Genomic DNA, 11,782 nt, shown 5'->3' with positions numbered 1-11,782 from the left:
TCGACGTTGAGCAGCATAGGAGATCATCATGCTCAAGGAACTGATTGAGAAGCGGGAAAAGCTCGTTGCCGACGCCCGCTCTGCCCTTGACGAGATCAAGAAGAACACCGACGAGGCCCGCGCTGCGGAACTCGAAAAGCGCCATGACGACATCATGGCTGACTTCGACAAGGTCGAAACGCAGATCGCGCGTGAGCAGCGCATGGCCGCCGCGCAGAAGCGCATCGATGACGCGGCGGCCGAGGAACGCGCGAAGAAGCGCCCCAATCCCGGCGATGGTGAAGCGCGCGGTCAGGACGAAGGCGAGGCGCTGGAATACCGTCAGGTCTTCCACAAGTTCATCGCCTGCGGTGGCGATCCGACCGAACTTTCCAGCGAGGAACGTGCCGTTCTGCGGGCTGGCGTTCAAGCCAAGGCCGAGTTCCGCGCCCAGGTCACCGGCACGCCAGCCTCCGGCGGCTACACGGTTCCGACCGAGCTTGCCAACGAAATCATCAAGTCGATGAAGGCATGGGGGCCGATGTACGATGAGGACATCTGCACCGTCATGACCACGGCGAGCGGCAATCCGATCAAGATCCCGACGGTCGATGACACGGCGGTGACTGCCGGCAAGCACACGGAAGGCACGGCGCTCACCGATGACGGCGGTAAGGACGTCACCTTCGGGCAGAAGTCGCTCGACGCCTACGTCTACGACACCGAGTTCGTCCGCTTCTCGATGGAGCTGGCGCAGGACAGCATCTTCAACATGGAGACGCTGCTTGGCGGCCTGCTGGGTGAACGCCTTGGCCGCATCGCCAATAAGGAACTGACCATCGGAGCCGGCTCGGATGATCCGAACGGCGTCGTCACGGCCTCCAGCCTTGGCAAGACCGCAACCGCGGTGGCCGCAATCACCTATGACGAAATCATCGACCTCGTGCATTCGGTGGATCCGGCCTATCGGACCTCGCCCAAGGTGCGGTTCATGTTCAATGACAGCAGCTTGAGCGCGCTGCGCAAGCTGAAGGACGGCGAAGGTCGCTACATCTGGACTGCCGGCGACGTGCAGAACGGCGTGCCCGGCACGATCCTCGGCTACCGCTATTCCATCAATCAGGCGATGGACAGTCTCGCAGCGGCCAAGAAGGTCATGCTGTTCGGTGACTTCGGCAAGTACTTCGTCCGCAAGGTTGGATCTCCCGTCATCGGCGTGCTGCGCGAACGCTTCTGGCCCGACCTCGGCATTGCTGGCCTGATCCGCTTCGACGGCGAGCTTGGCGATACCGCCGCGGTCAAGCACCTCATCACCAAGGCCGCCTGAGTTCGGCTTTGCAAGGCGGGCTGCTTCGGTGGCCCGCTCTCAAAGTCGAAGGAGATATCCATGAAACTGAAAATGCTTATCGGTCTGGCCGGTGTTGGCTTTGCCCTCTCGCCCAATGAGGAGACCGAGCGATTTTCCGGCGATGAGGCCAGGAGCCTGATCGATGCAGGCTATGCCGTGCCCGTATCGGAGCTTAGGACCGAACGGGCAGTCCGCAATCCAGCGCCCGAAAAGCGCGGCTGACCATGTGGCATCCGTCGACCGTCATAGGCGCGCCGGACGCTGAGCCGGTGACGTTGGCCGATGCACGGGGCCAATGCGGCATCCTGCCGGGCGAGACGCATTTCGACACGCAGCTGAACCGGCTGATCAAGGCGGCGCGCGCGCATGCGGAGGAATACTGCAATGCCCGATGGGCGGGGCAAACCATCTCGTCGCAGTGTGACAGCTTCGCCGACTTCTCCCGTCTTTCGGAAGGGCCGTTGAAGTCGGTCACCTCCATCGAATACGTCGACGCCGACGGCAATGAACAGACGGTCGACGCGACGGTCTACGAGGAACACAAAGACGGGTTGGAGCCGTCGATTGCGCTCAAGCCCGGACAGTCATGGCCGCGCGTCCGCTTCGGCTCCCGCATCACCCTCACCGCCGTATATGGCGGCTCGGTTCCCGAGAGCGTGCAGCATGCCATGCTGATGCTAATCGGTCACTGGTTCGTCAACCGTGACGCCGTGGTCACCGGCACCATTGCCACGACGATCCCCATGGGTGTCGATGCACTGCTCAGCAATCATCGTCGAGGCGCGTGATGGCTCGCACCGGCAACATGACCGTTCGGGTCCATTGTCAGAAGACAGTCGCGGCAACCGACGAGTTGGGCAATCCGGTCCCAGGTGGCGGCAAGTGGGAAACGCAGTTCACCGTTTTGGCCGCATTCGAACCGAAGACCGGCGGTGAGCAGGTGTTGGCCGGCCGGCTGCAGGGCGTACAGGCCTATATCGTCACGATCTGGCAGAGCGAGGACACGCGAAAGATCACGGCTGGCTGGCGGCTGGTGGATGCCGACAATCCGGCCCGCACCTTCAATATCCGCTCGCTGTTCGATCCTGACAGCCGCCGGCTGAAGCTGGAAATGCTTGTCGAACATGGCGTCGCTTCCTGATGGCGATCCGGGCCAAATTCGTCGGGCGCGAAAAGCTGGCCAGGCGGCTGCGCGAGCTCGTGCCAGACATCGACCAGGAGGCGGCGAAGGCACAGCTTGAGGCTGCCGAGGAACTGGCGGAAGCAATCGAGCAGCGCGCGCCAATCGGTGAGACCGGCGATTACCGTTCGAGCATCCGAGGCGGAAAGCTGAGCGACAATCCCGGCGCGGCCGTGTTTGGCCTGCGTCAGACCAAGGACAAGAACGCGACCGGCATTTTCGCCAGCTTTCTGTGGCGCTGGCTGGAATACGGAACGGCCGATCGCACGGTTAAAAAGACCGGCAGGTCATCGGGTAAGATGACGGCGCAGCCCCACATCTTCCCGACCTATCGCCAGCACCAGAAGCGGATCAGGCGCAAGGTCGCCACCGCCATCAACCGCGCTGTGCGCAGGGCTCAGAAGAAATAACCATGGCCTCACCTGGAAGAGAACTGGTCCTTTTCGCTCGCGACAGGCTGCTGAAGGCTGCGAACGTGTCAGCGCTGGTCGGTGACCGGGTATGGTATCGCGCGCCAGAAGACGCCGTTTTCCCGCACATCGCCAACTTCGACACGTTCGGCCTGCGCGACGATGCGACCTGCATCACCGGCGAAGAGATCACGCTGAACGTCCATGTCTGGACCCGCGACGGCATGGATCCGCTGCAAGACGCCCGGAGCATCGCCTACGAGGTCGGCCGCGCCCTGCATGGCTACCCGCTGGCGCTGCCCAGCAACCACCTTGTGACGCTCGACCATCGCGGAGATCGCGTCTTCTACGACCGCGACGATCTCACCGGCCACGGCGTCGTCGAGTTCCGGGCAATCGTCCAGTCAAACGCCTGACGCCTTCACCGCCCTTCGGCAAGGCATCCATCACCAAAAGGATATCACCATGGCCCAGCATCCCGGCAGGCTTTTGCTTATCAAGATCAAGACCGCACCCGCCACGTTCGCCAACCTGTGCGGCATGAAAACCCGTTCGTTCAACCTATCGGCCAACGAGGTCGACACGACGATTCCGGACTGCAACAACCCCGGTGGGGCGGTTCAGAAGACCGCGGAGCCCGGCATCGTCAACCGATCCTTCAGCGGTTCGGGCGCATTCGTCAGTGGTGCCACGCAGGCCGCCCTGATGACGAACGTCCGCAACGGCACGGTGTTCGACGCACAGGTCGTCGTTCCCGGCGAAGGCACCTATGAAGGCCCGTGGATGGTCTCGGATTTCGAGTTCACGGGCGAGATGGAAGGCAACATGGAGTTTTCGGCCACGTTCTCGGCCGCCGGCCCGCTTTCCTTCACGGCCGAGGCGGTGACGCCGGTCAATTCGCTGCTGCCGTCGATCGCGGGCATTGCCGAAGAAGGCTCCGAACTCAAAGCCTACCCCGGCGAATGGACGGGAAATCCGGTCTTCACCTTCCAGTGGAAGAAGGACGGTGCCAATATCTCTGGCGCAACCACGGACGCCTATACGCCGGTCAGCGGCGATGTCGGCTCGACCATCTCGGTCACCGTCACGGCCACCAACAGCACCGGCAGCGCTTCCGCGACCAGCGGCGGTACGGCTGATGTGGTGGCGGCATGAGCAGCCATCCTGTCAATGGCGCGCGGGGCGAGGTTGCCCTGCGCGTGGGCGGCGTCGATCTCGTGATCGCCTGCGAGATGGGCCGGCTTGCAGCGCTTTCCACCGCGCTGGATTGCAAGTCGTTCATCGACCTATATCAGCGCCTGCTTGGTGCCGAGGTGGCGGCCACTATGGCGGCGATCCAGCATCTTACCGTGAAGGGCGATGCTGCCCAGGCTGCGCAGGAATTGCGTCTGACTGACTTCGCTGCCTGCAAGCAGGCGTTCACCGCAGCGCTCATGCATCATGTCGGTGAAGACGAGGGAAAAGCCGACGCCGTCGGGGAAGGCAAGACGGCGACGAAGACAAGCCCTTCCCGTTCCGCGACTGGCTGAAATCAGCAATCGGCCCCATGGGCTGGCGGCCACCGGAGTTCTGGTCCGCCACCCTCTCGGAGTTTTTCGACGCCGTGGATGCGTTCAACGAAATGCATCGCGATCCGAAGGAGATCGAAGCGCCGAGCGAAAACGAAATGGCAAAGCTGCTGGAGCGGTATGGGTGAAGGCTATTCGAGAGGAATAAGCCCCAGCATCTTGCAGTTCGCAACGATGCGGGCGGCCTGATTGTTTCCATCAAGATTGCCGCCGTTCAGGCGCATTGCTGTAAGTCTGCACCATGACGCAGCCACTTTTGGTTCGTGGGGGTCAGCCTCGGCAAGTTTGAATATTTCCTCCCGAGCATCCTCCATTTTGGCAGCCGCCGCTGATGCGCTGGCCTGCCGGGCGGAATAATCTGAATACTCCCCCAAAAAATAATAGCCGACGAAGGCTAAGACGGCGATGCAGGCGGCAGCGACCAATGCTTTCATCTGGAGCACCTCATGGCGACTGATCTTGAGCAGCTTGTTTTAAGCATAAGTGCAGACAACCGCCAAATGCTGCGCGTCCTCAAAAAGCTTGAGGGCGACACCAGCGCGACCACGCGTAAGGTGGAAAAGCAGTTCGACCAGATGGCAAAGAAAATCGATGCACGCCTCAGCGGCATCGGAACTGGCTCATTCAAGAACCTCATTGGCGGTATCACCGCAGCGCTTGGTGCCGGCGAACTGGTCAAGCTGACGGACACATGGACGGACCTCAATTCCCGCGTGAAACTCGCCGCCGGCTCCATGGAGAAGGGGCAGGAGGTTATGGGTCGCCTTAGCGAGGTGGCCCGCCGCACGTACTCCAGCCTTGAACAAACGGCGGAAGGCTACTTGCTTAACGCAACGGCTATGCGCGAGCTTGGATACAGCACGGACCAGACGCTCGACTACACGGAATCGGTCAACAACGCGTTGGTGATCTCTGGCGCGAAAGGGCAGCGCGCCGAAGCGGTCATGAACGCGCTGTCGAAGGCAATGGCAGGCGGGGCGCTCAAGGGAGACAATCTTAACACCGTCATAGAGCAGGGCGGCAGGCTAGCGGAGGCATTGGCAGAGGGGCTTGGCGTTGGCGTCAACCAGCTGCGCGCACTTGGCCAGCAGGGTAAGATTACCGGTCGCGACATTGTCGCCTCTCTTTCGAAGCAGATGGAAAAGCTGCGCGCCGAAGCCGAAGCCATGCCTGCCACGATCTCGGATGGTATCCAGCTTTTGCAGAATGCGCTGCTGGAATATGTCGGAAACGCCGACCACGCGACCGGCGTCTCTGCCAAGATTTCCGAAGCGCTGGTCATCATGGCGGACAACTTCGACAAGACAGCCGACAGAGTTTTGCAATTCGCGGCGGTGATTGCCGGGGCGCTTATTGGGCGCTCGATTAGCGGCATGATCGCCAAGCTTGGGCTGTCCGGTAAAGCTCTTTACGACTTCACCCGCGCAATGGCTGCAGCGGGAGCGATGACGCGGCTTAGCATGGGGTTCAGCGGCCTTGCCGCTGCAGCTGGGCCGGTTGGGATGATTATTGGCGGCGCGGTTGTGTCGTCACTGATCTTGTACAGCAGTGCGACTGCCGACGCGAGCGAGGGGGCACAACGTTTTGCTGATCGCTTGGACGAAATCAGCAAGCGTGCTGAAGGCTCAGCTGAAAAGGTCGAAGCGGCTGGTGAGCGCTATAACGAGGCGCTGAAGAACGCGCTCGGCCACGAGAACACGGCTGCTCAAAGTCAGTTTGACGATGCCCACGATGCGGTCATGCGTCTTTTGGATGGCGCGATCGAAACCGCACCTGCCCTGAAACTCGTTCGTGACGAGGCCGGAAACCTCTCGCGTCAGCCTATGGCGTCACAAGATCAGCTTGATGATCTTCGGCGCGTCCGAGACAGCCTTAAAGAAAACGGCGATGGCGCCGAAGCCGCGAAGCAAGAACTTTTTGCGCTCGCAAACTCCAACCCGAACTTCCAGAAACTTGCCGATCAACTCGCGCCTTTGTTGGACAGATTGGCACTTGTCGCTCAAGGCGCGCGAGAGGCTGCTGCCGAGATGGCTGTAGTCAATGGTGGGATGGTTAGTGGTCGTGGCCCAAATTCGCGCGGCGGCGCTGGAAACGCTCGTCGCGCACTGGATGCGCGTAAGGAGGAATCTCGCCTCTGGGAAGTTGAGCAAACCCGCCGCGCGAAACTCGGCAAAGACCAGCTTGCCCTCGAAAACGAGATAGCTCGCGTCAAGAAGCAGGCAGCCGACGATGGCATCCGTGTCACGGAGGATCAGATCAAGCGCATTGCTCAGGCCAACCTTGCTGGCAGCGCCGCTCGTTCCGCCGAAGGCAAGAAACCGAAGCAAGAGCGTGACAACGACTACGAGCGCCTGACCAAGCGTATCAACGAATCCGTGGCGGCGATGCAGGCTGAAAACGCCGTGCTGGCCGGCCTCGATCCACTGGTCAATGACTACGGTTACGCGCTGGAGAAGGCCCGCATCCAGCAGGAACTTCTAACGGCAGCCAAGAGGGCTGGCATAGAAGTTACGCCGGCCCTTGAACAGGAGATCAGCGTCCTTGCCGACACATATGCCTTCGCCACGGTTGAGGCGGCCAAGCTCGCAGAAAGCCAGGACGAAATACGGCAGCGGGCAGAGGAAGCACTTGGCGCCGCAAAGGACGTTACCCGCGATCTGATTGATGGCCTCATCGAGGGGAAGTCCGCCGGGGACATGCTGGCCAGCACGCTGAAAAAGATTGGCAATGCGCTCATCGATGACGTGTTGAACAATCTTTTCAAGATCCAGAACATGGGTGGCGGTGGTGGTTTCCTGTCCGGCCTGCTTGGCCTGTTCGGCGGGGGTGGTGGCGGCTCAGGTGGCGGCATACCTTGGGCAGAGGACATCTTCCGCGCCAACGGCGGCCCAGTTCGTGCTGGCCAGCCGTATATCGTCGGGGAGAAGCGGCCTGAACTGTTCGTACCGAACCGGTCAGGGACGATCATTCCCCAAGTCCCGCAGATGCCGCGCCTTCAGGCGCCCGCCAGTCAGGCTGGGCCGTCTATCACCTTCGCCCCTGTCATTGATGCCCGCGGCGCTGACGTCGCGGCGGTCGAGCGGCTGGCGCAAGTAATGGAAAAGCAGAAGCGTGAGTTCGAGGCGAACGTGATCAGCACGATCCGCAACGCGCGAAGCCGGCGTGTGCCGGGGATTTAGGTCGCTGACGAGCGGCGGGGTGATGCCGCCCGTCAGCGTGTTGCCTGAGACACGTACTCAATACACAACGCGGGTCGACATTGCGGCCTGCTGGTTAACAAGCTGTGAAGTAACTAGACGTCAAAGTGTTCTTTGACCTTGGCTACTGCCTCATCGAACGTGGCGGCTTTCATCGATAGCGTGCCGTAGATCCCGCTACCGCCGTTGCGTCCATCAAAGCGGACAAAATCCCACCCTGAATCCGTTCGGCGAATTCTAATTTCTTGCCACGGTTCGACGCGCTGTTTTTCGCTCATTTTCCCCTCCCAGAGTTTTGCGAGGGGCATCCAAACACACCCAAAAGGAGGAGTCCACATGGCTGAATTCAAGAAAGCGGACTACGAGCATTGCGAGTTCTTCGTCGGGCGCCATAAGGATGAAGACGGCAATCCACTGATTGTGGTGGATGGAAATCCCATCGGTTCGGTTCAGGCTGTCATCGATCTTCTTTCACATTACAAGCCTTCGATCAGGTGCAATTGCGATGTGCTTTCCGCCCGTATTGATGTGCTTGAGAGCGACAGCGGCGCAACTGCCCGCGCTCTGATGTCGCTGGAAAAGCAGTTGCCGGCGCGCGTGCTGGAAATCACCCGAGACGCTGAGCGCCGTAAACTCTAATGGCCATCTCCTATCCCCTCGACCTACTGGCCGGCTTCCCCGGCTGGTCCACCGAGTTCGACCTGCTATGGCGGCAGGAGCAGTCGCGGCAGGCGAATGGCGTCACGCGCGTGAAGGATTTCGGTTCGCCTCTGTGGCGGGCCACGTTCCAGTCGCTCTCAATGCGACCGAATGAACTCGACGAGTGGCGGGCGCGGCTGGACGCCATGGAAAACGGATTGCAGCAGTTCCGTGCCCGATCGTTGAGCCGTTGCTATCCGATGGCCTACCCCAACGGCACGGGCATGGGGACAGTCAGTGCTGCGGCCATCAACACCATAAACGCCAGCCGCAAATCGATCACCGCCAAGGGCCTGCCGGCTGGCTTTCAGTGGCGCGTTGGCGACATGCTTCAGATCGGCACGCGCAACCTCCACCGCATTCAGGAGGCTGCTACAGCCGGTGGAACCGGTGTCACGGGGGCATTCGAGATCAGGCCTCCGCTATGGCCGGAAACGGCCGTGAACGATCCTGTTACCGTTGTCCGGCCGTTCTGCCTGATGACCGTCGTTTCGGGTAGTGTCAGCAGCACCGCTGACCTCCAGACCGGGCGCGGCAGCGTCAGCTTTCAGGCTGTAGAGAGCCGATGACCAGCGTGAGGTAGGCTTTGCCGGCCTGCGTCAGCCGATAGTTCGGCCCCTCGGTGCAAAGGCCCTCGCGGCTCAGGTTTTCCAGGCAAAGCTTGATCCACGCGTCCGAGGTCCGTGGCCTGAGACCTGCCAGCATTTCGAGCGCTTCGACCTCGTGGGGGAAAATGCAATCCATTGCTATTCGAATCCATCGTGCCCCCACGCCAAGCTAGAGCCATCCCGGACCCGGCCAAAACCGGAAAACCCTGTTTTCACAGCTATTTGGTGTAGACATGCCCCGCAATCTTTCCGCCCCGAACTTCGCGGCGTTGCAGGCGCGTGCGCTGGTCGCGCGTGACTTCCTGCGCATCGTCGCGCGTGATCGCGCCACCGGCGCCCCGCAGGTCGTCGGCTTCTGGTCGGATGTCGGCAACGTGGCCGCATCTGTGGTGAACCCTGACACCGGCCTGACCAGCACCTACGACTGGTACGGGTCCGGTACGCTCATCGAGATCAGTGACATTCCACTGGTGGCCAATCTCACCGTGCAGTCGATCAGGATCAAGCTGTCCCAGATCGATGATCTGGTCGAGCAGGCGGTGCGGCTCTACGACTGCAAGCAGGCGCGCGTCGAGGTCTATCGCGGCCTGTTCGATCCGGACACCCGCCAGCTCGTGGCACCGGCCGTTTGCCGCTTCGTCGGATTCATCGATCAGATCGAGATCAAGACGCCGGCCGAGGGCGAAGACGGCGGCGTCGAGATGACGGCGATTTCGCACACACAGGAAATCACCCGCTCCAACCCCGACACCCGTAGCCACGAAAGCCAGAAGCTTCGCAACCCAACCGACAATTTCTTTCAGGACGTCGCTGTGGTTGGCGAACAAGAACTGTTCTGGGGCAAGGCCAGCGGCAAGATACCGACCAAGCGCGCATCGTCCGGTGGCGTCGTCGCCAAGCCGTCCGGCCGGGATAGCGGTGGCGCTTCCTATGAGGGCGGCGGCTCACGATGATCAGGGAGGCGGTCGAGCGCGACCGGTTGCGCGTCGTTCGGTTGCTGAAGGATTCGCGCGCTGGTGCAGGCTTTGACGATATGACTGGCCCGACCGGCTTCACCTTCCCGTTCGTTGCCGCCTACGCGGAGCGCATGTTCAAAGAACATCGCGCCGATCCGAACAGCCTCTGCCTGGTCTATGCGCCGGATGACCGGCCGCAGGGCGTGCTGATGGCCAAGGCATTCGAGCACATGTTCGGCCCGGTCTGGTTCGCACAGGAAACGCTGTGGTGGATCGATCCCGCCCATCGCGGCAAGGCGGCGGTGCAGATGCTCGATGCCTATGAGGTCTGGGCCAAGACACGTGGATGCGCCTTTGCGGGCATGGCCGGCATGGGGGCTGATCCGATCGTTGCACGGCTCTACCTGCGGCGCGGCTACCGCGTGGCCGAAACCAATTTTCTGAAAGCGCTCTAGCGCCGGAACTCCGACATGATTTTTTCTGCTATTGGCGCCGCTGTCGCTGGCATCGGCGGCCTGTTGTCATCGACCATGCTGGCGGGCGGTATCGGCTCGCTGCTGCTCAAGGCTGCCGTGGGCATCGGTCTGAACCTTGCCGCACAGGCTTTGGCCGGCAAGCCGGAAGGCCCGTCCTTCGCCATTCAGGGCCAGCTGCAGTCGGGTGGCGACGTGCCGCGCGCTTTTCCGCTCGGCTACACGGCCACGGCCGGTTCTCTCGTTTACGCCAACACATGGGGCAGCGAGAAGAAGACACCGAACGCTTATCTGACGCAGGTCATCGCGCTCTCCGACCTGCCGATCAACAGCCTCGTCGGTCTGTGGGTCAACGGCGAAAAGGTCACGATCGACTGGAACGACACCAGCTACGGCAGCCGCGGCTATCCGGTGAAGGAATACTGGACCGGTCCCGGCGGCAACCACATGTGGGTGAAGTTCTACGACGGCACCCAGACCGCCGCGGACAGCTTCCTCGTCAACACTGTTTCGAGTGCCGAACGCCCCTATCAGTCCACTCGCGTTGGTTACGGCGTCGCCTATGCGGTGGTGACGACGCAGATCAATGAGGAGCTGTTCACCGGCTTTCCGCAGTTCAAGTTCGAGGTCTACGGCCTCAAGCTTTACGATGTCACGAAAGACAGCACGGCGGGCGGTTCCGGCACGCATCGCTGGTCCGATCCGTCGACGTGGGGCGGCGATGGCGATCACCTGCCGGCCGTCCAGCTCTACAATCTGTGGCGCGGCCTGAGCTATGGCGGCAAGTGGCTTTACGGGTTGCAAGGCGTCACCACCGCGCGCCTGCCTGCCGCCCATTGGCGGGCGCAAATCCAGAAGTGCCGCGCCGTCATCAAGTCGGGCGGCGCCAATGTGGCGACCTATCGCAGTGGCGCCGAGATTGCGGTTTCCGCACCGCTGGGTGATGCCTCCGAAGCGCTGCTGACGTCGTGCCAAGGCCGCATGTCGGAAGCGGGTGGCGTCTACAAGGTGTTCGTCGGGGCTCCCGGCCTGCCGGTGGCCAGCTTCACCGATGGTGAAATCATCTCGACCGAAGAGCAGAGTTTCACGCCGTTCTTCGGGTTGGCGGATTCGATCAACGGCATCGCTGGCAAGCATCCGAACCCGGCCGAGGCGTGGAACGTCAAGGTCGCGCCGCCGATCTATCGCGCCGATCTCGAAGCCAAGGACGGCAATCGCCGCCTGATGGCGGACGTCTCGTTCGACTTCGTGCCGTATGCAGATCAGGTCCAGCGGCTGATGAAATCGGCGCTGGAAGAAGCGCAGCGTGCCCGCCGGCACACCTTTGTCCTGCCGCCCGAATACTGGATCCTCGAAGCCGGTGA

At 61.7% G+C, this 11,782-nt stretch carries 18 protein-coding genes; 15 read left to right on the top strand and 3 right to left on the bottom strand.

Annotated features, from left to right (window positions below; all coding sequences use genetic code 11):
- Window positions 1–28: 28 nt before the first annotated feature.
- From C7441_RS22560 to C7441_RS22520, 9 genes are read left to right on the top strand one after another with little or no spacing between them, the layout of a single operon-like run.
- Entirely contained in the window at window positions 29–1,306 is a 1,278-nt protein-coding gene (locus C7441_RS22560) for a phage major capsid protein (protein WP_244916236.1), read from the top strand.
- A 60-nt stretch (window positions 1,307–1,366) separates the two neighbouring features.
- Entirely contained in the window at window positions 1,367–1,549 is a 183-nt protein-coding gene (locus tag C7441_RS22555; RefSeq protein ID WP_109614800.1) for a hypothetical protein, read from the top strand.
- A 2-nt stretch (window positions 1,550–1,551) separates the two neighbouring features.
- Window positions 1,552–2,115, top strand: a complete 564-nt coding sequence (locus tag C7441_RS22550) for a head-tail connector protein (protein ID WP_109614799.1) — start codon at window positions 1,552–1,554, stop codon at window positions 2,113–2,115.
- A complete protein-coding gene (locus C7441_RS22545; RefSeq protein WP_109614798.1) occupies window positions 2,115–2,468 on the top strand; it encodes a head-tail adaptor protein in 354 nt (117 codons plus the stop codon). The genes C7441_RS22550 and C7441_RS22545 overlap by 1 nt, the downstream gene beginning before the upstream one ends.
- A complete protein-coding gene (locus tag C7441_RS22540; RefSeq protein WP_109614797.1) occupies window positions 2,468–2,917 on the top strand; it encodes an HK97-gp10 family putative phage morphogenesis protein in 450 nt (149 codons plus the stop codon). Before C7441_RS22545 ends, C7441_RS22540 begins: the two co-directional genes overlap by 1 nt.
- A 2-nt stretch (window positions 2,918–2,919) precedes the next feature.
- A complete protein-coding gene (locus C7441_RS22535) occupies window positions 2,920–3,333 on the top strand; it encodes a DUF3168 domain-containing protein (RefSeq protein WP_109614796.1) in 414 nt (137 codons plus the stop codon).
- Window positions 3,334–3,382: 49 nt separating this feature from the next.
- Entirely contained in the window at window positions 3,383–4,072 is a 690-nt protein-coding gene (locus C7441_RS22530) for a phage major tail protein, TP901-1 family (protein WP_109614795.1), read from the top strand.
- A complete protein-coding gene (locus C7441_RS22525; RefSeq protein ID WP_109614794.1) occupies window positions 4,069–4,446 on the top strand; it encodes a hypothetical protein in 378 nt (125 codons plus the stop codon). Before C7441_RS22530 ends, C7441_RS22525 begins: the two co-directional genes overlap by 4 nt.
- Before the next feature lie 17 nt (window positions 4,447–4,463).
- Window positions 4,464–4,613, top strand: a complete 150-nt coding sequence (locus C7441_RS22520; RefSeq protein WP_244916235.1) for a phage tail assembly chaperone — start codon at window positions 4,464–4,466, stop codon at window positions 4,611–4,613.
- A 3-nt stretch (window positions 4,614–4,616) separates the two neighbouring features.
- Here the strand turns inward: C7441_RS22520 and C7441_RS22515 are convergent, their stop codons facing one another.
- A complete protein-coding gene (locus C7441_RS22515; RefSeq protein WP_109614792.1) occupies window positions 4,617–4,919 on the bottom strand; it encodes a hypothetical protein in 303 nt (100 codons plus the stop codon).
- Between the two features lie 12 nt (window positions 4,920–4,931).
- Between C7441_RS22515 and C7441_RS22510 the strand changes: the two genes are divergently transcribed.
- Window positions 4,932–7,664, top strand: coding sequence for a tape measure protein (locus C7441_RS22510; RefSeq protein ID WP_109614791.1), 2,733 nt, complete (start codon window positions 4,932–4,934; stop codon window positions 7,662–7,664).
- A 113-nt stretch (window positions 7,665–7,777) separates the two neighbouring features.
- On the opposite strand, the gene C7441_RS22505 is transcribed toward C7441_RS22510, so the two are convergent.
- Window positions 7,778–7,960 carry a hypothetical protein gene (locus C7441_RS22505; RefSeq protein ID WP_146201554.1) on the bottom strand — a complete coding sequence of 61 codons (183 nt, stop codon included), beginning with the start codon at window positions 7,958–7,960 and terminating at the stop codon, window positions 7,778–7,780.
- Window positions 7,961–8,018: 58 nt separating this feature from the next.
- Between C7441_RS22505 and C7441_RS22500 the strand changes: the two genes are divergently transcribed.
- Window positions 8,019–8,321 carry a hypothetical protein gene (locus C7441_RS22500; RefSeq protein WP_109614789.1) on the top strand — a complete coding sequence of 101 codons (303 nt, stop codon included), beginning with the start codon at window positions 8,019–8,021 and terminating at the stop codon, window positions 8,319–8,321.
- Window positions 8,321–8,950: a hypothetical protein gene (locus C7441_RS22495; RefSeq protein WP_109614788.1), complete on the top strand. Its 630-nt coding sequence runs from the start codon at window positions 8,321–8,323 to the stop codon at window positions 8,948–8,950. The genes C7441_RS22500 and C7441_RS22495 overlap by 1 nt, the downstream gene beginning before the upstream one ends.
- On the opposite strand, the gene C7441_RS22490 is transcribed toward C7441_RS22495, so the two are convergent.
- The gene (locus C7441_RS22490) at window positions 8,922–9,125 is read right to left on the bottom strand and encodes a hypothetical protein (protein ID WP_109614787.1); all 204 of its coding nucleotides are present in this window, start codon (window positions 9,123–9,125) and stop codon (window positions 8,922–8,924) included. The genes C7441_RS22495 and C7441_RS22490 overlap by 29 nt on opposite strands.
- 97 nt (window positions 9,126–9,222) lie before the next feature.
- Here C7441_RS22490 and C7441_RS22485 point away from each other — a divergent pair, with 97 nt between their 5' ends.
- The 3 genes from C7441_RS22485 to C7441_RS22475 all read left to right on the top strand — a co-directional run.
- A complete protein-coding gene (locus C7441_RS22485; protein WP_244916234.1) occupies window positions 9,223–9,942 on the top strand; it encodes a hypothetical protein in 720 nt (239 codons plus the stop codon).
- On the top strand, window positions 9,939–10,400 hold the full coding sequence (locus tag C7441_RS22480; RefSeq protein WP_109614786.1) for a GNAT family N-acetyltransferase: 462 nt from the start codon (window positions 9,939–9,941) through the stop codon (window positions 10,398–10,400). Before C7441_RS22485 ends, C7441_RS22480 begins: the two co-directional genes overlap by 4 nt.
- 15 nt (window positions 10,401–10,415) lie before the next feature.
- On the top strand, window positions 10,416–11,782 hold a 1,367-nt coding region (locus C7441_RS22475; RefSeq protein WP_244916233.1), incomplete at its 3' end, for a phage tail protein.

This window comes from Pseudaminobacter salicylatoxidans (genome assembly GCF_003148475.1).
Taxonomy (GTDB): domain Bacteria; phylum Pseudomonadota; class Alphaproteobacteria; order Rhizobiales; family Rhizobiaceae; genus Pseudaminobacter; species Pseudaminobacter salicylatoxidans.
The sequence above is the reverse complement of the archived record's forward strand: the minus strand, read 5'-3'. Positions and strand labels throughout refer to the sequence as shown.